At 64.5% G+C, this 21,572-nt stretch carries 19 protein-coding genes, 1 tRNA gene and 2 pseudogenes; 13 read left to right on the top strand and 9 right to left on the bottom strand.

All coding sequences use genetic code 11. The features are described from left to right. Window positions 1–182: 182 nt before the first annotated feature. The 5 genes and pseudogenes from BJA_RS37545 to BJA_RS37525 all read left to right on the top strand — a co-directional run bounded on the left by BJA_RS37545 (window position 183) and on the right by BJA_RS37525 (window position 6,669). Window positions 183–374, top strand: a complete 192-nt coding sequence (locus tag BJA_RS37545; protein WP_236842134.1) for a hypothetical protein — start codon at window positions 183–185, stop codon at window positions 372–374. 79 nt (window positions 375–453) lie between these two features. Next, window positions 454–1,626, top strand: a complete 1,173-nt coding sequence (locus BJA_RS37540) for a phosphoserine transaminase (RefSeq protein WP_011090137.1) — start codon at window positions 454–456, stop codon at window positions 1,624–1,626. Window positions 1,627–1,831: 205 nt separating this feature from the next. Next, window positions 1,832–3,421, top strand: coding sequence for a phosphoglycerate dehydrogenase (gene serA, locus BJA_RS37535; RefSeq protein ID WP_011090136.1), 1,590 nt, complete (start codon window positions 1,832–1,834; stop codon window positions 3,419–3,421). 248 nt (window positions 3,422–3,669) lie between these two features. After that, entirely contained in the window at window positions 3,670–4,842 is a 1,173-nt protein-coding gene (locus BJA_RS37530) for a thiolase family protein (protein WP_011090135.1), read from the top strand. A 274-nt stretch (window positions 4,843–5,116) separates the two neighbouring features. After that, window positions 5,117–6,669, top strand: a pseudogene (locus BJA_RS37525) (FAD-dependent oxidoreductase). A gap of 136 nt (window positions 6,670–6,805) precedes the next feature. Here BJA_RS37525 and BJA_RS37520 read toward each other — a convergent pair. Next, complete coding sequence (locus BJA_RS37520) at window positions 6,806–10,294, bottom strand: PAS domain-containing sensor histidine kinase (protein ID WP_038965409.1); 3,489 nt, start codon at window positions 10,292–10,294, stop codon at window positions 6,806–6,808. Window positions 10,295–10,922: 628 nt separating this feature from the next. Here BJA_RS37520 and BJA_RS37515 point away from each other — a divergent pair. From BJA_RS37515 to BJA_RS37500, 4 genes and pseudogenes are all read left to right on the top strand, one after another. After that, the gene (locus BJA_RS37515) at window positions 10,923–11,357 is read left to right on the top strand and encodes a phasin (protein ID WP_011090130.1); all 435 of its coding nucleotides are present in this window, start codon (window positions 10,923–10,925) and stop codon (window positions 11,355–11,357) included. Between the two features lie 265 nt (window positions 11,358–11,622). Then, a tRNA-His gene (locus tag BJA_RS37510) sits at window positions 11,623–11,699 on the top strand. Window positions 11,700–11,876: 177 nt separating this feature from the next. Beyond that, window positions 11,877–12,314, top strand: coding sequence for a hypothetical protein (locus tag BJA_RS37505; RefSeq protein ID WP_011090129.1), 438 nt, complete (start codon window positions 11,877–11,879; stop codon window positions 12,312–12,314). A 174-nt stretch (window positions 12,315–12,488) separates the two neighbouring features. Then, a pseudogene (locus BJA_RS37500) lies at window positions 12,489–12,689 on the top strand (thiaminase II); the annotation flags it as partial. A gap of 627 nt (window positions 12,690–13,316) precedes the next feature. Here the strand turns inward: BJA_RS37500 and BJA_RS37495 are convergent. Next, window positions 13,317–13,490 (bottom strand): hypothetical protein, encoded by a 174-nt coding sequence (locus BJA_RS37495; protein WP_011090127.1) that lies wholly within the window; start codon window positions 13,488–13,490, stop codon window positions 13,317–13,319. A 197-nt stretch (window positions 13,491–13,687) separates the two neighbouring features. Here BJA_RS37495 and BJA_RS37490 point away from each other — a divergent pair, with 197 nt between their 5' ends. Continuing rightward, window positions 13,688–13,939 carry a hypothetical protein gene (locus tag BJA_RS37490; RefSeq protein WP_011090126.1) on the top strand — a complete coding sequence of 84 codons (252 nt, stop codon included), beginning with the start codon at window positions 13,688–13,690 and terminating at the stop codon, window positions 13,937–13,939. Between the two features lie 28 nt (window positions 13,940–13,967). On the opposite strand, the gene BJA_RS37485 is transcribed toward BJA_RS37490, so the two are convergent. Continuing rightward, complete coding sequence (locus tag BJA_RS37485; protein WP_011090125.1) at window positions 13,968–14,138, bottom strand: hypothetical protein; 171 nt, start codon at window positions 14,136–14,138, stop codon at window positions 13,968–13,970. A 300-nt stretch (window positions 14,139–14,438) separates the two neighbouring features. Between BJA_RS37485 and tenA the strand changes: the two genes are divergently transcribed. Then, window positions 14,439–15,113, top strand: a complete 675-nt coding sequence (tenA, locus tag BJA_RS37480) for a thiaminase II (RefSeq protein WP_011090123.1) — start codon at window positions 14,439–14,441, stop codon at window positions 15,111–15,113. A 128-nt stretch (window positions 15,114–15,241) separates the two neighbouring features. Here tenA and BJA_RS37475 read toward each other — a convergent pair whose 3' ends face one another. Then, window positions 15,242–16,186, bottom strand: coding sequence for an AEC family transporter (locus tag BJA_RS37475; RefSeq protein ID WP_011090122.1), 945 nt, complete (start codon window positions 16,184–16,186; stop codon window positions 15,242–15,244). A 485-nt stretch (window positions 16,187–16,671) separates the two neighbouring features. On the opposite strand from BJA_RS37475, the gene BJA_RS37470 reads away from it, so the two are divergent. Both BJA_RS37470 and BJA_RS37465 read left to right on the top strand, forming a co-directional pair. Next, window positions 16,672–17,037: a hypothetical protein gene (locus tag BJA_RS37470; RefSeq protein ID WP_038965419.1), complete on the top strand. Its 366-nt coding sequence runs from the start codon at window positions 16,672–16,674 to the stop codon at window positions 17,035–17,037. Between the two features lie 413 nt (window positions 17,038–17,450). After that, entirely contained in the window at window positions 17,451–18,128 is a 678-nt protein-coding gene (locus BJA_RS37465) for a ParA family protein (protein WP_027547672.1), read from the top strand. 122 nt (window positions 18,129–18,250) lie between these two features. On the opposite strand, the gene BJA_RS37460 is transcribed toward BJA_RS37465, so the two are convergent. From BJA_RS37460 to BJA_RS37445, 5 genes are all read right to left on the bottom strand, one after another. Continuing rightward, entirely contained in the window at window positions 18,251–18,445 is a 195-nt protein-coding gene (locus tag BJA_RS37460) for a hypothetical protein (protein WP_028172834.1), read from the bottom strand. A gap of 96 nt (window positions 18,446–18,541) precedes the next feature. Further along, the gene (locus BJA_RS42480) at window positions 18,542–18,691 is read right to left on the bottom strand and encodes a hypothetical protein (RefSeq protein WP_165448175.1); all 150 of its coding nucleotides are present in this window, start codon (window positions 18,689–18,691) and stop codon (window positions 18,542–18,544) included. Between the two features lie 299 nt (window positions 18,692–18,990). Continuing rightward, a complete protein-coding gene (locus BJA_RS37455; RefSeq protein ID WP_038965420.1) occupies window positions 18,991–19,185 on the bottom strand; it encodes a hypothetical protein in 195 nt (64 codons plus the stop codon). A gap of 105 nt (window positions 19,186–19,290) precedes the next feature. Next, window positions 19,291–20,199 (bottom strand): 4-hydroxy-tetrahydrodipicolinate synthase family protein, encoded by a 909-nt coding sequence (locus BJA_RS37450; RefSeq protein WP_038965421.1) that lies wholly within the window; start codon window positions 20,197–20,199, stop codon window positions 19,291–19,293. Window positions 20,200–20,647: 448 nt separating this feature from the next. Next, window positions 20,648–21,571 carry a LysR family transcriptional regulator gene (locus BJA_RS37445; protein WP_028172837.1) on the bottom strand — a complete coding sequence of 308 codons (924 nt, stop codon included), beginning with the start codon at window positions 21,569–21,571 and terminating at the stop codon, window positions 20,648–20,650. Window position 21,572 lies beyond the last annotated feature (1 nt).

The following is a 21,572-nucleotide window of genomic DNA, read 5'->3' as shown; positions in this document are numbered from 1 at the left end:
ATCGGAATGGGGCTCCGGTCGCGCGCCTTGCGTAATCAGCGAATTCGGATCGCGCATTCGTTCATGTTAAGAGCCGGTAAACTACCCAGCCGTCGTTCACGTTGAGCCGGGAACGAACGGTGCTACGGCAGCGTCAGACACCGAGCTCGGTCGGTTCGGGGATTTCGATGACAAGCTATTCGATGATCAAGGTCGGCAACGACTACGTTGTGCAGGCCAATGACAAATGCATTTTGAAGGTCGGCAGCCGACGCAAAGCCGCGCAATTGATCAGCGAGGCCACGGACTTGCTGAACGCGCTCGCCAGGGTTGAATCCCCCGATATCGCGCCGGAAGCGCCATCACTCGCGCGTGAGGTGCCGGAACTTCCTTGACGACTCTTCCCGTTTCCCGTATCAGCCGCGGCGGGACACCTCCCCCCAACGGGAGGCTTACTATCTGGAAGGGTAGAATATGACTGTAGCGAAGCCCGCTTCGCGGCCCAACGTGCCGCATTTCTCCTCCGGCCCCTGCGCCAAGCGCCCCGGCTGGAATGCCCAAAATCTCAAGGACGCAGCGCTCGGCCGTTCGCATCGCGCGAAGGTCGGCAAGACCAAGCTCAAGCTCGCGATCGATCTGACGCGCGAAGTGCTTGAAGTGCCGGCCGATTATCGCATCGGCATCGTGCCGGCCTCCGATACCGGCGCGGTCGAGATGGCGCTGTGGTCGCTGCTTGGTGCGCGGCCCGTCACCACGCTCGCCTGGGAATCCTTCGGCGAAGGCTGGGTCAGCGACATCGTCAAGGAATTGAAGCTCAAGGACGTCACCAAGCTCAATGCGGCTTATGGTGAAATCCCCGATCTCTCCAAGGTCGATCCGAAGTCGGACGTCGTCTTCACCTGGAACGGCACCACGTCAGGCGTGCGCGTCCCGAACGCCGACTGGATCAGCGCGACCCGCGAAGGCCTGACCATTTGCGACGCCACCTCGGCGGCGTTCGCGCAGGCCCTCGACTGGGCCAAGCTCGACGTCGTCACCTTCTCCTGGCAGAAGGCGCTCGGCGGCGAGGCCGCGCACGGCATGCTGATCCTGTCGCCCCGCGCGGTGGAGCGGCTCGAGACCTACAAGCCGGCCTGGCCGCTGCCGAAGATCTTCCGCATGACCAAGGGCGGCAAGATCAACGAAGGCATCTTCGTCGGCGAGACCATCAACACGCCGTCGATGCTCTGCGTCGAGGACTATCTCGATGCGCTGAACTGGGCCAAGTCGATCGGCGGCCTCAAGGCGCTGATCGCGCGCGCCGACGCCAACACCAAGGTGCTGGCCGACTGGAAGGCGAAGACGCCCTGGATCGACTTCCTGGCCAAGGACGCTTCGATCCGCTCCAACACCTCGGTGTGCCTGAAGTTCATCGATCCCGCGCTCACCGCGCTCTCGGACGACGCGCAGGCCGAGTTCTCCAAGAAGCTGGTCGCGCTGGTCGAGAAGGAAGGCGCCGGCTACGACTTCGCCTACTATCGCGATGCACCGGCCGGCCTGCGCATCTGGTGCGGCGCCACTGTCGAGGCCAGGGACGTCGAGCTCCTGACCCAGTGGATCGACTGGGCCTTCGCCGAGACCAAGGCGCAGCTCGCCAAGGCGGCGTGAGCTTTCTTAGCCTCTCTCCGTTCTTACGGGGAGAGGCCGGATTGCGCAGCAATCCGGGTGAGGGGCTCTCTCCGCGAGTACCTTCGCCTGTGGCTGCCCCTCACCCCAACCCTCTCCCCGTAAGAACGAGGAGAGGGAGAAGAAACAGCATCACCCTGCTCCCGAAGGCCGCCCCTCTTTGCGAGGAAGGTAGAGGATCATTCCCATGACCAAACCCAAAGTTCTCATTTCCGACGCGCTCTCGCCCGCCGCCGTGCAGATCTTCAAGGATCGCGGCATCGAGGTCGACTTCCAGCCCAATCTCGGCAAGGACAAGGACAAGCTCGCCGAGATCATCGGCAATTACGACGGCCTCGCGATCCGCTCCGCGACCAAGGCGACCGCCAAGATCCTCGAGAAGGCAACCAACCTCAAGGTGATCGGCCGCGCCGGCATCGGCGTCGACAACGTCGAGATCCCCGCCGCCACGGCCAAGGGCATCATCGTGATGAACACGCCGTTCGGCAATTCGATCACGACCGCCGAGCACGCCATCACCCTGATGCTCGCGCTCGCCCGCGAGATCCCGCAGGCCGACGCCTCGACCCAGGCCGGCAAGTGGGAGAAGAACCGCTTCATGGGCGTCGAGATCACCGGCAAGGTGTTAGGGGTGGTCGGCTGCGGTAATATCGGCTCGATCGTCGCGGACCGCGCGCTCGGCCTGCGCATGAAGGTGGTCGCGTTCGATCCGTTCCTGTCGCCGGAGCGCGCCAAGGACATCGGCGTCGAGAAGGTCGATCTCGACGACCTCCTCAAGCGCGCCGACTTCATCACGCTGCACACCCCGCTGACCGAGAAGACCAAGAACATCATCGATGCTGCCGCGATCGCCAAGATGAAGAAGGGCGTGCGCCTGATCAACTGCGCCCGCGGCGGTCTCGTCGACGAGCAGGCGGTGGTCGATGCGCTGAATTCCAAGCACATCGCGGGCGCCGCCTTCGACGTCTTCGTCGAGGAGCCCGCGAATACCAACGTGCTGTTCGGCCATCCCAACGTGATCTGCACGCCGCATCTCGGCGCCTCCACCACCGAAGCGCAGGAGAACGTCGCGCTCCAGGTCGCCGAGCAGATGTCGGACTATCTGCTGACCGGCGCCATCTCGAACGCGGTCAACTTCCCCTCGATCACGGCGGAAGAAGCGCCGAAGCTGAAGCCGTTCATCGCGCTCGCCGAGAAGCTCGGCTCGTTCGCCGGCCAGCTCACCGAGAGCGGCATCCTCAAGGTCGAGATCACCTATGAGGGCCATGTCGCCGAGATGAAGATCAAGGCGATCACCTCCGCCGTGCTGTCGGGCCTGCTGCGGCCGATGCTGGGCGAGGTCAACGTGGTGTCCGCGCCCGTGGTCGCCAAGGAGCGTGGCATGGTGGTGGACGAGATCGTGCGCGCCGCCCAGAGCGACTATGAGAGCCTGATCACCGTCACGGTGGCGACGGAGCGCCAGGAGCGCTCGGTCTCCGGCACCGTGTATCATGACGGCAAGCCGCGCCTCGTCGACGTCAAGGGCATCCGCGTCGACGCCGAGTTCGGCAAGTCGATGATCTACGTGACCAACGAGGACAAGCCCGGCTTCATCGGCGCGTTCGCGAGCCTGCTTGGCGCCGCCAAGCTCAACATCGCGACCTTCCATCTCGGCCGCGTCAAGCTGGGCGGCGACGCCATCGCGCTGGTCGAGGTCGACGGCGCGGTGCCGGCCGACGTGCTCGCCAAGGTGCAGGCGCTGCCGCAGGTCAAGCAGGCCAAGGCGCTGACGTTCTGACACTCCGTCATTCCGGGGCACGCGAAGAGTAAACTCCTGTGCGCAATTGCGCACCTGAGAATCTCGAGATTCCGGGTTCGGCTCTTCGAGCCGCCCCGGAATGACGCGTATCATATATTCCGACCCGCGGAACAACGCCGCCTCCCTCACCGGGGGCGGCGTTTTTATTTCTCCCGCAGCCTTCCAACTTTGTGTACCAATGGCGACCAGGACGCTCCGTTCAAAATCGTTCGACAAGGGAGAAAACAATGCGTGAAGCCGTCATCGTTTCCTATGCGCGCACGGGTCTTGCGAAATCCGGCCGCGGCGGGTTCAACATCACGCCGCCGATGTCGCTCGCGGCCCACGCCATCCGCCACGCGGTCGATCGCGCCGGCGTCGACAAGGACTATGTCGAGGACTGCTACCTCGGCAATTGCGCCCACGGCGCGCCGAACATCGGCCGCCAGGCCGCTCTGCTCGCCGGCCTGCCGAAGACCACCGCCGGCGTCTCGGTGAACCGCTTCTGCTCCTCAGGGCTCCAGACCATCGCGATGGCCGCCAACTCGATCCGCTCCGACGGCGCCGACTGCATCGTCGCCGGCGGCGTCGAGAGCATCTCGGTGCCCGGCGGTGGCACGCCGAAGGAATCGATCGATCCGGAACTGCTCAAGGTCGCGCCCGACATCTTCATGGCGATGATCGACACCGCCGACATCGTCGCCGAGCGTTACAAGCTCAGCCGCGAATACCAGGACGAGTTCTCGCTGGAATCGCAGCGCCGCATGGCCGCGGCCCAGCAGGCGAACAAGTTCAAGGACGAGATCGTCCCGATGAAGACCAAGATGAAGGTCGTCGACAAGCAGACCAAGGCGGAGAGCATCGTCGACTACGTCGTCGACCGTGACGAGTGCAACCGGCCCGAGACCACGTTGGAGGGCCTTGCCAAGCTCGAGCCGGTGAAGGGCCCCGGCAAGTTCGTCACCGCCGGCAATGCCAGCCAGCTCTCGGACGGCGCCGCCGCCGTCGTGCTGATGGAAGCCAAGGACGCCGAGAAGCGCGGCCTCAAGCCGCTCGGCCGCTTCGTCGCCTGGGCGACCGCCGGCTGCGAGCCCGACGAGATGGGCATCGGTCCGGTGTTCGCGATCCCGAAGCTGCTCAAGCGCACCGGCCTCAAGATCGACGACATCGATCTGTGGGAGCTCAACGAGGCCTTCGCCAGCCAGTGCCTGTATTGCCGCGACCAGCTCGGCATCGATCCCGCCAAGTACAACGTCAATGGCGGCTCGATCGCGATCGGCCATCCCTTCGGCATGACCGGCGCACGTCTCACCGGCCATCTGCTCCAGGAAGGCGCGCGCCGCAAGGCGAAGTGGGGCGTGGTGACGATGTGCATCGGCGGCGGCCAGGGCGGCGCCGGCCTGTTCGAGATCTACAGCTGATCCGGGCCACATGAATGTGAAAGGCACGGCGCCGCAAGCGCCGTGCCTTTTTCGTTGCAGATCGATCGCCACGAAACTATACGTCTCCTGTCGGAAAAGGCAGACTTGGTCTGGTAAGCCCAAGTCCTTTCGGTAACGAAAGCTCTGGTCTTTGGCCTTGTGCAAGGGATCCCCGCGACGAACATCGGACGCCACCAAGGCGCCCAATCGTTCGTCCGTGTGATTCTCAAGCCCAGGGAACGCTCCGGTCGAACATCGACCACAGGAGCGTCTCATGCACGATCAATCCTCGATTCCATACGATGTCGTCATTGCCGGTGCCGGTCCCGTCGGCCTGTTTCTCGCGTGCGAGTTGCAGCTCGCCGGTCTCCAGGTGCTGGTGCTGGAGCAATCGCAAGATTCGCATTCGGCCCTGAAGCAACTCCCGTTTGGCCTGCGCGGTCTTTCGATCTCCACACTCGAGGCCTTTCACCGGCGTGGCCTGCTGGAAGAGATCGTGGCCGCGCAGCAGCTTACCTCAGACGCGATCAAGCGTGCAGCCCACTGGATGCAGCAGACGCGACGGCCCGCGGGTCATTTCGCCGGCCTCCAGTTCTATCAGGACAACATCGATGTGGCGAAGTGGTCCTGGCGTCTGCCGACGTCGGCCGATGCCAACCTCGCCGTCGATATGGCAACGCTCGAATCCGTTCTGGCTGCGCGGGCACGCAGCATGGGCGTCGAGATCCGGCGCGGTTTTGCCGTGAATGCCGTTGTCGCCTCGAGCGAAGACGTGACAGTGCAGGCGGCCGGCGAGACCTTCCGGGCAAGATGACTTGTCGGATGCGACGGTGGCCGCAGCACGGTGCGCAAGATCGGTGGCTTTGACTTCGTCGGCACCGACCCCGAGTTCACGGGCTATTCCATCGACGTCGAGCTGGCCGATCCGGACAGGCTTCGCCAGGGCCGCAACTACACGCCCGCCGGCATGTATACCTATGCGCAGCCCGGGACGATCGCGATGGTCGATTTCGACGGCGGAGCTTTCCACCGCACCGAGCCGATCACACGCGAGCATGTGCAGAGCGTCCTGCGTCGCGTCTCCTGCACCGACGTCACCGTCACGGCGCTTCGGCTCGCCGCCACCTGGACGGATCGGGCCCATCAGGCAACCACGTATCGCAGAGGGCGTGTGCTCCTGGCGGGCGACGCTGCCCACATCCATTCGCCGCTGGGCGGCCAGGGCCTCAATCTTGGTCTTGGCGATGCGATGAACCTGGGCTGGAAGCTGGCGGCGACGATCTGCGGCGGCGCACCGGCCGATCTCCTCGACAGCTATTCGCGCGAGCGGCATCCTGTGGGCGCGCAAATCCTCGACTGGTCGCGCGCGCAGGTCGCGATCATGCGGCCGACACCGAGCACCCGCGCGCTCCAAGCCATCATTCGCGATCTCATCGAGACGCGGGACGGTGCGACCTATTTCGCCGAGCGCGTGCGCGGCGTTTCGCTCCGCTACGATCTCGGGGCAGCCATCCGCTTGTCGGCCGGAGTGCTCCCGATTTCGAATTCGCTGACGGGACGACGGTCGGAGAACGTCTCAGGACGGCGAAAGGGTTATTGCTGGACTTCGGCTCCCGTGCGTCGCTGCGGATGCTTGCAAGCCGCTGGGGCGACCGGATCACATATGTCGCCGATGACGCGAAGGACCGGCTGGGCCTGAGTGCAGCGTTGGTGCGCCCCGACGGCTTCGTCGCGTGGGCCTGCGACGGTACGCCCGACGATGAGGAGGTTGCTCAGGCCGCGTCGCGATGGTTTGGCCAATCCATGGAGGCGCAAGCATTTCCCTGAGCGCCTCGCAGCGCCACCGTGCGCGCGGCGTGAGCCTTCGCGCTTGGTTCGATCGGTCGAACCGCGGGCTCGCGCCACCTCCCCGCTGGGGAGAGGTGGTCCTCGCCCAGTCGACCAGGTTTGATTTCGCCGAGCCTCAAGCCCGCGCCAGCGCGGGCGCGAACACCACTTCGATCAGCGTGCCGTGGCCTGCGCTCTTGATGTTGAACCGGGCGCGGTTGGCTTCGACCAGCGCTTTGGTCAGCGACAGGCTCAGCGCCGAATTGTCCTCGGCATCGCCCGGCGGCGGGGTGCGGAACGGCTCCATCGCGGCCGCGACCTCGCGCTCGCTAAGGCCGTGGCCGGTGTCGCGGATGCGAAGCGCGACCTCGCCGCGATCGTTGAGCGCGGTCGAGACGATCACCTGGCCGCCGGCGCTGGCGAGCCGGATCGAGTTCGAGATCAGGTTCATGGTGATCTGCCGCATCGCGCGCGCGTCCACGCTCACCTGCGGCAGCGCATGGCCGAGCGAGGTGCGGATGATGATGCGCTCGCGGTTGGCCTGCGGCTGCATCACCACGACGCAGGCCTCGACCAGGTCGTTGAGGTTGAGGTTGGCGAAGTTGAGGTCGAGCTTGCCGGTCTCGATCCGCGACAGCTCCAGCAAATCGTCGATGATCGCGATGACGCGCTCGCCGGAGGCGCGGATGTCCTTCATGTATTCGCCGTAGCGCTCGTTGCCGAGCGTGCCGAAGCGTTCGGAGATCATCACCTCGGCAAAGCCGATGATGGCGTTGAGCGGCGTGCGGATCTCGTGGCTGATCCGCGCCAGCATGTCGGCCTTGGCATTCGCCGCGCCGTCGACGAGACGGCGGGCCTGCGTCAGCTCGCTCTCGCCCTTCTTGCTCTGGGAGAGGTCGCGGAACACGGCGAAGAAGTTCGGGCCGTCGGGCCTTGTGCGGCCCATGATCATGGCGAGCGGGATGACGCCGCCCTTCTTCTCGCGCCCCAGCACCTCGCGGCCGTGATCGAGCAGGCTGGAAATGTCCTGGCTCTTCAGGCTTTCGAGATAGTCGGCGACGATCTGCTGGCTCTCCGGCGCGAACAGCGACACCAGGTTCTGCTCGAGCAGCGCTTCGCCGTCGTAGCCGAACAGCGCTTCGGCGCTGCGGTTGCAGACGAGGATGTTGCCTTCCGCATCGAACATCACGATGCCCTCGGCCGTGGTGTCGAGGATCGCGGCGAGATCCTCGGCGTCGGCATCGCCGGCCTGGGACTCGAGCTCGGACGCGTAGGGGAAAGACTCCGCGACAAGTGGCTCGGTGACGACTGGCTCGGCGGCAACGGACAGCGCGGCGACAGGCTCGGCAACGGCGGGCGCAGTAACGACAGGCGCAGCAGCCGGCAGCGCGCAGACCAGCGCATGCGCGCTCTCGCCGTCCCAGTCGATCGTGTGCAGATGCGCCTCGGTGGTCGGAAGCGGCTCTTCGCCGTTGGGAAGCGTCGCGCTGATCGTGACCGGCGTGCCGCCTTGCGAGGTGCTGCTGGCGGGCGATACGCCCGGCTCGACATAGAGAGCATCGAGGCCGCCGGCATTCTCCAGCGCGCTCACGCTGGCATGGCCCATGCGCGCGAGGAACGCCGGGTTGGCGTAGAGCAGGCGGTCGAGCCGATAGATCAGGATGCCGGTCGGCAAGAGGTCGAGCAGCGCGCGGTCGCGCATGCTGTGGCCGCGCGCCGGCGGCGCCGGCTCGGTCAGCCATTCGGCCGGCGCGTGCGGCGCCTCGATCAGCGGTTCGGGCGTGCTCTCCGCCGGCGGTTCGGTCGTCGCGGTGGCGATCGTCTCACGCTCGCGTTCGAGGCGCTCGGACAATTGCCGGGCGAGCTCGTTGAACGCGCTGTTCTCGATCGGCGTCAGCGTCGGCGATCTCTGATCACCAGGTGATCTGGTATCGCTGGGCGGGCGGAACGGCACGACGTTGGGAGGCGTTTCCACTGGCGTTTCCGGATCGGTTGGATGTGAATTCGCGTCGAGGGCGGGGTCGGGCAGTTCAGGTTCGGGTGTAGGCTCGGGCTCAGGTGCGGGCGGCTCGGCCGGCGGAGGCGGCGCCTCTGCCACGGGCTCCGGATCGGGCTCGACGATGTCGGCGGACAGGCCGTGCTGCGCCGGCGGTTCGGCGAGCAGCTCGAAGCGCCGGAGCGCATCGAGCCGGTTGAGGCCGTCGAGATCGCGGCAGACGCCAAAGCCCTTGAAGCCGGCGAAATTGCGCGCGTGGTCGTAGACCGGCAGGCCCGCGAGCTCGACCGGCAGATGCTCGCCGCCATCGGCCGGCCAGTTCACGGTGATCCCGGCCCAGGTGTCGTGGCTGGCCAGCGCCTGCGCCACGCGCCCCTCCGGGTCGAGCGAGAATTCCGCGGCGATCTCGCGCCAGGGACGGCCGAAGCCGGCGGCCGTGTGCGCGCCCATCAGGCGGATGAACTCGCAGGACGCCAGCACAAAGCGGCCCTCTGTATCCATCTGCCAGAGGAAGCGCAGCGGATGCTGATGCGGCGCGGGCATCTCCGTGGGACCCGACGGCGGCTCGACCATGCCGGTAGTGATCGGGGCGGCCTGCGGCGACACAATGGCTGAGGAATGGTTTTCAACCGGAGTTTTCGGCGCGTCAGCCGGCTCTTCAGCCGATTCCTGGGCCGTCTCTTCGGCCGTGTCGTCGACGGCTTCTTCGACAGTCTCCTGGACCGTTGCGATCTCCGGCGCCGCCTCGCTCACCGGCGGCTCGGACGCGATCGTCCCGGTAGGCGCGGGCGTTTCGGCCGGCTCGGCGAAGGCGTCGAACAGCGCGATAGCGGCCGGCGCCTCGTTCGACGGCGGCGCCTCGTTCGGCGCCTCGGCGGCTTGCGGCGTGGATTGAGCCGGCGCCGCGGGCGTGACGTCAGGCGTGCTCTCCGGCGCGGATGCGGCCGGGGCGGCATCGCTCGCCGCTGCCGTCTGCGCGGCGGCCGGCTCGATCAGCGCGACCAGGCCGACATCGCCACCGAGGCCGACCCGTTGCAGCACCATCTGGCCGATGCCGATCGGCGTCTCGGCGCGGCCGTTGCGAAGCGCATCGCCGCGGGCCCGTTCGAGCCCGGCTTCGCCGAGATCGCGGAAGCCGAGCAGGGCGCGGGCGGCTTCGCTGGCGCCGACGAACATTCCGTCGGGCGCGAACGCCGCCATCGGCATTTTGGCGCCCGCGACGAGGCGATGCAGGCGCTCGATCAGCGGCATGGTGCGCACCGATGGCTCCATCGCGGTGACGAGCACGGCCTGGCCGCCATCGGCGAAGGTCAGCCGCGTGCAGGCGCAGGTCATCAGCGTTCCGAGCCGGGCGCCGAAGCCGCGCAGACGTTCGAGCCGCACCGTGCCGCTCGCCGGCAGCTGCCGGGCGAGCCGGGCGACCTGGCGGCGATGGCTGTCGGCCGGGCCGAACGTCTTTTCCGCCAGCACTGCGGCATGCGCCGCGCCGAAGAATTTTGCGCCGACCGGATTGGCCCACAGCACGCGCGCGCCGTCGACCGACCAGAGCCACGCGGGCAGCGGGGAGGTCGCATGCACGGCCAGCCGGGGATCGCCCACGCCTCGCAACTGGAAATCCGAATGACTCATCCAACCGGCTTTTGGTCTCGCTGTCACGCCTCTGGCCTTAGGGCTGCCGGGAATGACAGCCTTAAGAAAGGGTTAGTATCGCGCGCGGGCGCGGGCAGGTCCACGGCCCCAGCCTACGGGGGAAGCCCTAAAGCCGCGATAACCTTAATCCGGCCGCCCCCGCAAGCCGCGCAGACGCTGCATCCGCAGGATTCGCGCGCTGCATGGGTGTGGCCCGGCCGAAGCACGCGAGCCCCTCCGGGGGATGTCATTCCGGGGCGCGCCACTTGGCGCGAGCCCGGAATCCAATTCCCTGCGATCTCCGGTAGCCCGATGGATTCTCAGATGCGCAATTGCGCATCATGGCTCCCTCGCTTCGGTCGGGCCCCGGAATGACGAAGTACACCTCAACCACGGGTTCCCGTACCCCGGAACCTCATCCTCTCCGGGATTAAATTTTCCCCGCGCACCCCGGATCGCGTTGCGCTGCACAATGTTGACATGTTACGCAGGGATACTGCTGGGCGTTGGACGAGCCATCTTTTTCGTTACGCGTATCCAGTCTTCGTACCCGCCAACAGATGGCCCCGGTTGGCCGGCGGGCGCGCCAGAAGGCTCACTCCATTTTCCATGATCGTGAGGGACAACAATGACAGGTGCGACTGATCCATTCTCCGCCTCCATCATCCCGTTCGAGGTGCCGGAGCAGGTGCGTGCGTTCGCCGAAAAGGGCGTTTCGCAGGCGCGCGAGAGCTACGCCAAGTTCAAGGACGCGGCCGAAAGCCATAACGGCACCATTGAGGCCGTGTTCTCGTCCGCCAGCAAGGGCGCGAACGAGTACACCGCCAAGCTGATGGAGTTCATGAAGGCCAATACGACCGCCCATCTGGACTTCACCCAGGAGCTGCTCGGCGTGAAGTCGCCGTCGGATGCGTTCGCGCTGTGGAGCAGCCATGGCAAAAAGCAGCTCGAGACCTTCCAGGCCCAGGCCAAGGAGCTCGCCGAGATCGCCCAGCGCGCCGCCACCGCCGCCGCCGAGCCGATCAAGGCCAGCGCCTCGAAGCTCTACCCGCCCGCCGCCTGAGCGACGGGGCCGGTTTGATCAGGGCCTGATCCGGACCCGAAGGGCCGCGCGCGAAGTGCACAGCGGTTTTCCGATGGGATCATGCCCAAATAACAAGAAACCCGGGCCCAGGCCCGGGTTTTCCTTTGGAAATAACGTCGTTTGAGGGTGGATTCCGCCCGTTTGCGGCCTTGCCAAAAACGGCCGTTGCACCTAGTTTCCGCCCCGTCCAGCCCCCCTCGGTGACCGGCCTTTTCAGGTAGCCCCAGGGGCGGCTCGCAAGGATGCAGTTGTAGCTCAGTTGGTTAGAGCGCCTGTCTGTGGAACAGGAGGTCGGTGGTTCGAGCCCACCCAACTGTACCAGTCCTCCCGGATCAGCCAGCAGCTTGTTGAATAGATCCGTACTCAAGCTGTTGCAGCCAAGCCACCTTGATCAGAGATTGAATATACCATGTGTCTCAACCGGCTTCTCCGGTTGCGGTTGGGTGCGCTATCGTCTTCCGATTAGGCCGAGGCTCGTCGGTCGCGTCGGGGTGGTGAATGGCTGGTGGAGCTTCGGAGAAAGTGGGGGCCGCAAGCCGTCCGGATAGTGTCATTTGGTACGAGCGTCTGGCTGGTGCGGCGCTCGTCACGGGCTTGGGGTCGGCTGCTGCGAATCCCGTCAGCCTTGCCAAGTACTACAATCTGTATCCGATCGGCTATCCGATCATGTTCGTCTGCTCCATCGCGGGGCAGTCGTTGTGGATTTGGCTGATTGCGCGAAAGCGACAGAATTGGGCTCGCTGGATCAGTCTCGTCATGGTCATTATCGGAATTCCGAGCGTCATCATCGATTTCGACGAACGTTTCCGGTTCAACGCTGTCGCGGCAATCCTCTTTCACACCGGATATCTATTGTTGGTGGTCGCCGTGGTGCTGCTCTTTCGTAGCGACGCCCGCGCGTGGTTCTCGCGCGCGCGTGTCGCACCAGACACCTAATCATTGCGCCGGTATCTCGGTGGCGGCCCCTTGGCGGATATCATGGGCGAATCCCCGAACGTGAAGTGCTTGCGGCCGCAAAAGTACTGCTCATGCAGCTGAGTAAGCATTGGTCGAGCCGCGACACAGTCGGAAAAGAATTGTCGTTATCGATTAAGTGCACTGTCACCGTATTCCGACATGCGTGAAGCAGCGGCCGGCCTTTCGGCCATCCTTGATGTCGAGATGAACCTGCATGTGAAGCTCTGCGTCGATTGGGGTCTGTCCCCGACAGACCTTGAACAGACCCCTCCGGCGGCCGAGATGCTGGCCTATACACGCTACGTGCTCGACGCGGGAATGCGCGGCGATCTGCTGGCACTCAAGGTGGCGCTTGAATTACGGTGACAGTGCACGAAACTCCACGAGATCAGGCGACTTCGGTTTAGTGCTGCCGGCGGCCACCGGTCAGTGAGCTTGGCGCCGAGCTCCTTCCTGAGTGAGGTTGACTACGCCTCGATTCTCAGGGACGGGGCTCTCCACTGCTACCAATATCCTCTCAACTGGCTACCGACCTCTCGCCTCTGGCTCCCGTGCAGCGGGCTGGAGCGCAGCGACTTAATTGGAAAATCTGCTTTTGCCATTTCATCGAACGGGACAGCAGTGCTGGCTTGAAGAGCGTCGCCGCCAGTCACATGTGATAAGGATCGGGGATCGTTGGCCCGACACAGTGGCAACGCACCCACCGGCCTCATTGAAGGTCGTGTGCGTCCAAATAAGAGCAAGCACGGGCTGCGTTCGAGCACCGCTCGACGCAGTACCTCTACTCAAATGCAACGGCACGAGCCGTCGAGGGAGACCTTGGCGGTTTTTTGCGTGTGGCCAGATATGCGCAAAGAAAAACGGCCCCTTGGGGAAGGTCGGCCAGCCGAGGTTCTTGCACCTGGGTATGGAGATCGGCCGCGCCTTTCATGCCATTACGGTGACAGTGCACGAAACTGCACGACATCAGGCGACTTCAGTTTAGTGCACTGTCACCGTAATTCGCGCCGCGGTCCGGAAGAAGGCGTCGATCTGGGCATCGCTCCAGCCGTAAGCGGCGCCGATTGCCGCCGTCATTGGATGGCTGCGCTGAAACACCGTGGCGTTGGCATTTGCGGCCGCGACCAGCGCGTCGAGCACATCCCTCGAAAACATGGATTTCCCCCTCTCGAATGCGAAAGGCCGCCCGATAGGGGCGGCCTTTCATTGGACTCCGGGCATAAGGCCCGATCAGGAGTTGTTAACGCACTGCAAAACCGCGCACAGCCTCCGGTTGACACAATCACTGGTTAGGTGCCAGAATTTTCTCTCGCATTTGGAAAAACATTGACGATTTTGGAAGAACATTGCCGATGTCAAATTGCATTGACCAGAAACAGCAGCATCATTCCGGCGACAGCGATAACGACTGGCGCATTGTCACACTCTTCGTGATCTGCCTGCTCGCCTTCGCCGTCTGCCTCAAACTCGGCGAAAAGCTCTACTCGTCGAACGCCAATCTCAGAATTGCCGAGTGCAGCGCGATATATTGGAAGGGCCGCGCCGAAGGCCGCCCCGAAAACTATTGCGCGCCGGGATGCTGCACGCCGCCGAGCGCCCCCTAGGAGCCTCCTCCCCGTCAATCTTCTCCGGTCACAGCGTCGCGGCGGCCCGAAAGAATGCGTCGATCAGGTCATCGCTCGAGCCATAGGCCGCGCCGATCGCCGCCGTCATTGGATGGCTGCGCTGAAACACCGTGGCGCCTGAGAGCAGCATCTCGGCGTTGAATTGCTGATCGGCCGGCATCGCGCTCACGATGGCCATTAGCGGCGCCGGGATGTCGCCCGTCTTGACCGCTGCCAACGCCTCGGCCGTCGTGATGATGTTCGATAGCGCGAGTTGCTGGAAGAACTGGCGGTCCGAAATGTTCTCCGGCAGCGGCGAAATCTCGGCCGGATCGCATTACGGTGACAGTGCACAAAACTCTCGACGCGGGGAGTGCCCCATCCGCAACGCTGCTCAAAGCCAGTTTTGTCCGCGGTCACCGTAGCTCCTCGGTTCGCAATGCGCTATCGGTAGCGAGCCAAGGACGTTCATGGACAAGCAAGCCGGGCGAAAAAGATCGTGAGTTTCTTCGAGCGTCTCAAGACAGAAGCATCCGTTGAGTGGCGGGCCTACACCGAGCATCCCTTCACGAACGGATTGGCAGACGGCTCGCTCCCCGAAGCGGCGTTTCGTCACTACCTCGTTCAAGACTACCTGTTCCTCATTGAGTTTGCTCGCGCCTACGCGCTCGCGGTCTACAAGTCGCCCAGACTTGCCGACATGCGTGAAGCAGCGGCCGGCCTTTCGGCCATCCTTGATGTCGAGATGAACCTGCATGTGAAGCTCTGCGCCGATTGGGGTCTGTCCCCGACAGACCTTGAACAGACCCCTCCGGCGGCCGAGATGCTGGCCTATACACGCTACGTGCTCGACGCGGGAATGCGCGGCGATCTGCTGGCACTCAAGGTGGCGCTTGCCCCCTGCGTGATCGGGTACGCGGAGATCGCCACACGGCTCGCCGCACGACCCGATGCGGACGCCGCGACGAACGCCTATCGCGTCTGGATCGCCGAGTACGCCGGCGCGCCGTACCAGGAGGTCGCTGCCAAGGCGCGGGCGCACATGGAGCATCTCGCCGATCTCTACGCCACGCCGGCCCGCGAGGCAGAGCTGATTGCGATCTTCAAGGAAGCCACCCGACTCGAGGCAGACTTCTGGGAGATGGCCTGGCGCGCGGGCCAGCTTGTTCAATAGCCCTTTCGGCAGTGAGGCTCATAACCTGAAGGTTATACAATTACGATGACGATGCTCCTCGATCTGTCGGGTCGAGCTTCCGTCACGATTCCTGAAAGCCTAACGGAAACCACGTCTGTCGGCGCGACCTACCTCACCCCAGCCACCACCATCACCACCACCGGCAACGTCACCGCCGCCAGCAGCGTCCCCAGCGCCACCGCGCCTGACACCGGGTTCACCAGCCGCTGATACTGAACCGCGAAGATGTACGCGTTGGCGCCGGTCGGCATCGCCGCGAACAGCACGACGACGCCGGCCGCGGTCGGCGGCAGGCCGAGCAGTTTTGCCAGCACGAACGCCGCGGCCGGCATCGCCAGTAGCTTGAGCGCGCTCATCACGACGACGCTCGACATCTCGCCCTTCACCTCGAAGCGGAACAGGTTGATGCCGAGCGCGATCAGCGCCGCCGGGGATCCCGCCTGCGCGAGCAGCTCGATGGTCCTGTCCACGACGGGATTGAGGCCGAGGCCGGTGAAGCGCCAGACCACGCCAAAACCGATCGCCAGCATCAGCGGGTTGCGGGCGAGGTCCGCGAGCACGGGCTGGATCACCGAAAGCGCCGAGCCGGTCCGCTTGCGGCTGACAAGCTCCATCTGCAGGATGCCGCAGAGCCAGAGCAGCGGCGTGTTCACCGACAGGATCAGCGCCATCGGCCCCGCCGCCTCGTTGCCGAGCGCCGAGAGCGTCAGGGGAATGCCGAGCATCACGATGTTGCCGTAGACCGAGCCGATCGCGAACACGACGCCGTCCTCGCGGTCCTCGCGCCCCGCGCGCAGCAGCGCCGAGAGCGCCAGCGCCGCGATCCAGGTGACGGCGAGGGCGCCGTAATAGGCGCCCCACATCCGGTAGGGGCTGACGTCGGGGAATTCCGACACGACGATGGTGCGGAACAGGAGGGCAGGGATCGCGATGCTGAAGGCGAATTCGGAGATGCCCTTGTGCGCGGTCTCGGTGACGAAGCGAAACAGCACCGCGGCATAGCCTGATGCGATCAGGGCAAACACCGGCGCGACGATCAACACGGTGGCCATGCGCCCCCTCTCTTCACGGGGATATCAGCCGACCACCCCACGCACTCTCGATGATGCCATCATGCCCCTGTTTTGCCCGACGAGTCAAAACCGCTTCGTAAAATCCGCAAGAGGCGATTTCACTGGGCATATCAAGGCCCCGGCTACTGTGCATGGGGTTGTTTTCGCGGTTTTTGTTTTGAGGGTCCCGGGGCCAGCGGCGGAAACCTGATCTCGCCAGATTTGCCAAAGGGTTGGCCGGAATCCTTCCCACCCACCGCAGTCATCCCCCGCGCAGGCGGGGGATCCAGTACGCCGCGGCTCCTCGGGGAATGTCAGGCGTCTCTGGAATACTGGGTCGCCCGGTCAAGCCGGGTGACGACAGCGGAGGAGAAGGCCCGCCCTGTTGCCGAGAGCGCACACGTCCCGGGTTTCGCCTCCGGCCTCGTTGCCAACGAACGGCGGTTCACCCACACTCCGCCCCGACCAGACATTTGGGGGGATCGATGCCCGCTTTTCACTTCAGGAAGTCCGCTCTTGCCGCCGCGTCGGGGCTTGCCCTGGCCGTCCTGGTCCACCCCGGCGCCGGCTTCGCCTACACCCAGGAGGAGCAGCAGGCCTGCACGCCGGATGCGATGCGGCTGTGCGGCGAGTTCGTGCCGAACGTCGATGCCATCACCGCCTGCATGATCCAGAAGAAGGCGCAGCTCTCGCCGCAATGCAAGGTGTTCTTCCGCCAGGGGCCCGAGCCGGGCGAGGCCCGCGCCGGCAGGCCAACCAACATCGCGCCCAAGAGCGCGTCGAATAGTGCGAAGAAGAGCACCAAGCCGGCGCCGAAGGTGGCCAGGAAGAAGAAATCCGAAGAAGGCTGAGCGCGGCCGCTGCGTTCCTTCCCTGAAACTCAGGCCCGGGCAAGCGTGCGAAGCGCGGCTCCGCGCTTGACGACATAGGCTCCGCGACAGCTACCGGACTCGTTTTGTTCGCGCGCCTTGCGCGCCTGCTTGCGGAAATTACCGCCACACGTGATCGAAAAGAGTCGCCAGACGGTTTGCGCGGCAAGGTTGCATTCCGGCTTTCCCCTTCTCGCTGCTCAAAAAAAACAACGATTGCGCGCATCGCAGGCTCTTGATTGCTGTTCGTGTCTTGTCGCGCGCAGCAGTGTGACTCAAAAGCCAACACGTCTTGTTATTTCGTGGCTGCAGAGCAACTCCCGGTAAATTTTTCTTTCCCGAATCAGCGCGGTGATTCATTTTCGGAGCCTGGGGTCAATCTGGAGGCCGAAGGTATGAACGTTATTGTTTTTGCATCGCGTAAAGGCGGCTCGGGCAAGAGTACCCTGGCCGCACATCTCGCCGCGCAGATCAAGGCGAGCAAACAGGTCATGCTCGTGGACGCGGATCCGCAGGGGTCGCTCACGCTGTGGCACAAGCTGCGGGGCACCAACGAACCGCCGATCAAATCGGCCGTGAACTCCGTCAGCGGCATCGTCTCCGCTGCCAAGCGCGACGGTTATGAATGGGTGTTGATCGACACGCCGCCGAACCTCTCGGCCGTCGTCGACGACGCGATCAAGAACGCAACCATGGTGGTCATTCCGGCGCGGCCTGGCGTGTTCGACGTCAACGCGGTGCAGGAAACCATTCAGATGTGCCGCGCGGCGCGCAAGCCCTACGCGGTCGTGCTCAACGGTGCTCCGGCCAAGCGCGACGAAGCCGAAAGCCCGATCGTCACCATCGCCCGCGAAGCGCTGGCGAAATTCCGTGCTCCGGTGTGGGGCGGTCAGATCACCAATCGTTCGGATTTGTTGATGGCGCTCAGCCACGGCGAAGGCGCGCGTGAGTATCAGGCCGAGAGCCGTGCGGCTCAGGAGATTGCAAGGCTGTGGGCGGCGATCGAGCGTTCGGTCAAGGCCATTCGCGGCACGGCGTCGGCATCCGGCGCAATGCACAAGCAGGCGGCATAATTTTCACAAATCATTCCCCGGACGAAAAACGCGCGGATGTCTGCGCGTTTTGCGTTTCTGGGCCTCACTCTGTCATTCCGGGATGGCGCGCAAGCGCCAGACCCGGAATATCGAGATCAACGTTACGCCACCATCAGCATGTAGAACACGATGACCGGCGACAGCGTCAGGATCACCGACCAGATGCCGGCGGCCCAGAGAATGTCCTCGGTGGTGAAGCTCTCCTCGGTGGTAAAGCTCTGTCGTGCGTCGTAATGCGACGCCATTTCATTCTGACTATTCACAAACGCCCCCGCGATTTCTTCGCTTATGGGCATCACGCTACGCGAGATGTTTTAAAATTCCGGGTTGCTGCGCCGCTCGCATTTTGAACGCATTTGTGACGCGGGTTTAACCATCCGCGCGCGTTCTCGTCAGCCGACGAGCCAGACCCGAAACAGCAGCACCGGCATCAGGCCGAGCATCACCGCCCAGAACCCGAACGACGAAACCACCAGGATTCCCCGCAAAAGATCGGCGGGCGCGAATTGCTGTGCGGCCGTAGGCCGGGCGCGACGTCCCATGGTCATTCCCCCTTTGGAAGGCTTTGGAGAAAAACGATAGGCGCCAGAGCGTAAACGAGACGTGGATGCGCCATGCGGCGGATGCGAAGCCGATTGGGGCGCGGTTAACCACGAGGTCTCTTACCCTCCCCCCTTGTGGGGGAGGGTGGCTCGCCGCGTAAGCGGCGAGACGGGTGAGGGGTTTCCCTCCCCACGGACAGTTTGCGCGCGGAGAGAAACCCCTCGTCCGGTGCTTCGCGCCACCTTCTCCCACAAGGGGAGAAGGGAAGGCAGCGTGCACGAGGTGAGATTGCGTCGCGCTAAACCCACCCGCTGTATTCGCGCCTGATCTCGTCGACCCGATTCCACTCCCGCGTCACGACCTCCTCGCTCAGGCCGATGTCGCGGCGCAGCCAGGCCGTCGCCGGATATTTGTCGGTCCATGTGAAGCCGTCCGCGCATGACAGGAATTGCCAGAGGGCCTTGAGGGCGCACAGCCACCGGTGAGGTCGCATGGGTTGATATCCACTGAGATTGCATCGGGCAGCACGCAGCCGTTCGAACCGGAGCCAACCGGTTCGTTCGAAAGGCCACATGCGGGTGAGGTGAGGAGGGTGGTGCTACGCCGCGACTTTCATCCGCCGCTCGATCTCGCGGTCGATCGTGGCGGCGAGCTCGCTGCTGACTTCCACCATCGGCAGGCGCACTTCGGGGCTGTCGATCAGGCCGCTGCGCCACAGCCAGTGCTTGGCCGGCGCGGGGCTGGGCTCGGTGAACAACAGGCGCGTCAGCTCGGCGACCTCCTGCCAGCGCGCCTGCGCCGCGTCGCGGTTGCCGCGCTTCAGCTCGGCATACACGGCCGCGAACGTCGCGGTCTCGACATGGGCTGACAGCACGATGCCGCCATCGGCGCCGTCGGTGAGCGCCTCGAGGTAGTTCGCGTCCTCGCCGGTGAGCACGCGAAAACCGTCCGGCCGGTCGCGCAGCAGCGCGATCGACTGCTCGCGGCTGGCGCCGCAATCCTTCAGGCCGACGATGTTGGGGTGCTCGGCGAGCCGCAGCATGGTCTGGTTGGTGATGTTGACCGCGCAGCGATAGGGAATGTTGTAGAGCGCGAGCGGCCAGGCGGCGTGGTCGGCAAGTGCTTCGAAATGCGCCAGGAGCCCGCGCTGCGACGGCCGCACGTAATAGGGGCTCGCGATCAAATAGCCGTCGATCGGCCAGTCCGCGGTTTCATCAAGGCGCTCCTTCAGCCGCGAGGTGTCCGCGCCCGACATTCCGAGGCAGATAGGCAACGTTCGGCGGCCGGCCGCCATCTCGTCGCGGACGATGGCGACGAGGCGTTCGAGCTCGGCGTCCCGCAGCGTCATGCCTTCACCCGAGGTCGCCCCCAGGATGAAGCCGTCGACGGCCTGTCCGCAGTAATGTCGCGTCAGCCGCCGCAGCGACGTCTCGTCGAGCTTGCCGTCTCGAAACGGCGTCACCAGCGGCAGCCAGAGTCCGTGCAGATGCGTTCGCAGGTCGGTCATGTCCAGTCTCCTTCTCGGGAAAAAACCTGAGACGGAGGGCACATGAAAAAACCCCGTCCAGGTGGCGGGGTTTTCGGGATTTGCTGCGATGACGAAGCGTAGTTAGCGCGCGCAAAAATCCGAGGTCCCCGGGTGGGGGCCCTTTTTCGAAACGATTGCGCACGACTTCGTGATCATTCGCAAATGATGCGGGCGATACGTGGAACTGTCAATACACGCGGAAGGCGAATGCCGAATTGGGCAGAAAAAAAGCCGGGCTCGAACGAGCCCGGCTTAAGGTATTGGCCACGTGAGGCCGACACAATCACCTTCCAAGAGGGATTACTGAACTCCCGCGCCACTGGAGGAGGGGGACAAATGCGCAACGCGAAGGCTCAGCGTGCAAACATTATGAGCTTGCCTAACGCCATGCAGCAACAGCCGAGGCCGCATGTCAGACATGCGGAAATCAGGAAGGCCAGCGCTGCGCCTTGCTCACCACGAAGTCGCGGAACACCTGCACGCGCGCGACCGTCTTCAACTCCTCGGGATACACGAAATATGTATCGAGCTGGATCGAATCCGATTCGCCGAACAGCTGCACGAGGCGGCTCTGCTCTTCGATCAGATAATCCGGCAGCGCGGCGATGCCGAGCCCCTGCTGACAGGCGCGCACCAGGCCGAGGATGTTGTTCACCCTGAAATAGGCCTCGCGCGGACCCGAGCCGTTGCGGCCGGCTTCGACCAGCCAGTTGCGGTTCTGAAGATGCGGCGCGAAGGTGCCGTCCGAGAGCGTGATGATGCGGTGGGAGTCGAGCTCCTCCAGCGTGCGCGGCGTGCCGAAGCGCTTGATGTAATCCGGCGAGCAATAGGCGTGGAAGCCCATCGCGAACAGCTTGCGCTGGATGAGGTCCGGCTGCGTCGGCTTGCGGGTGCGGATCGCAACGTCAGCCTCGCGCATCGACAGGTCCAGCTCCTCGTCGGTGACGATCAGCGAGATCCGGATCTCCGGATAGAGCGCGGTGAATTCGCCGAGCCGCGGGATCAGCCAGTTGATGCCGACGCCGGGCGTGGTGGTGATCTTGAGATCGCCGCTCGGCCGCTCGCGGCTGTCGGTCAGCTTGGCGCGCGCCGCCTGGAGCTGCATGAACACGTCATGCGCGGTGCGGAACAGGAGGTCGCCCTGCTCGGTGAGGATCAGGCCGCGGGCGTGGCGGTGGAACAGCGAGACCGAGAGCTCCTGCTCGAGCGCCGAGACCTGGCGCGAGACCGCCGATTGCGACAGGCCGAGCTGTTCGCCCGCATGCGTGAAGCTGCCCGCTTCAGCCGCCGCGTGAAACACCTTCAGCTTGTCCCAGTCCATATCCGTAAATCCGTCGCGTGTTCGAGGCATG

Origin of the sequence: Bradyrhizobium diazoefficiens USDA 110, from assembly GCF_000011365.1 — a bacterium.
GTDB classification, from domain to species: domain Bacteria; phylum Pseudomonadota; class Alphaproteobacteria; order Rhizobiales; family Xanthobacteraceae; genus Bradyrhizobium; species Bradyrhizobium diazoefficiens.
This window is presented reverse-complemented; position numbering and strand designations above follow the sequence as displayed.